This window comes from Veillonella seminalis (assembly GCF_003992065.1).
Lineage (GTDB): Bacteria > Bacillota > Negativicutes > Veillonellales > Veillonellaceae > Veillonella_A > Veillonella_A seminalis.
Genome location: NZ_RQUZ01000026.1, coordinates 1 through 519 on the forward strand (window position 1 = coordinate 1; position 519 = coordinate 519).

A 519-nucleotide genomic window follows, 5' to 3' on the forward strand; every position below is an offset into this window, starting at 1 on the left:
TTTTAAGACTTGCGTCTCGCCTGTAGCTTAACCTACTCTTTATAAATCAGAGAATTTTTTCCTAATGTGCTTGGTCAACCCTTGGATTCCTCCAAGAGGCTTACCTTACATATTAATTATCTATCTTCTATGCAGTTTTCAAAGAACAAGTCATTTACTATTTAGTAGTAAATGAATGGTGGAGACGAGGAGAATCGAACTCCTGACCCCCTGCTTGCAAGGCAGGTGCTCTCCCAGCTGAGCTACGCCCCCATGTATGGTATAAAATTAAAGAATGGTGGGCCTAAGTGGACTTGAACCACTGACCTCACGCTTATCAGGCGTGCGCTCTAACCAGCTGAGCTATAGGCCCATTCTTTTCGAGAGTCTTTACAGATCTCTCAAAACCGAACAATGTAGGTTACCGTACTAAGTACGGCGCCAAAGTGTCGACCTAAGTGACACCGGAAGTCTTGCTTCCGTGTATGTCTCCCTAGAAAGGAGGTGATCCAGCCGCACCTTCCGATACGGCTACCTTGT

Annotated in this window: 2 tRNA genes; both read right to left on the reverse strand. The window is 45.5% G+C overall.

Features of this window, described 5'->3' with window-relative positions:
• Positions 1-176: 176 nt before the first annotated feature.
• A tRNA-Ala gene (locus tag EO126_RS10650) sits at positions 177-252 on the reverse strand.
• 23 nt (positions 253-275) lie between these two features.
• Positions 276-352: transfer RNA gene (locus EO126_RS10655), tRNA-Ile, on the reverse strand.
• Positions 353-519 lie beyond the last annotated feature (167 nt).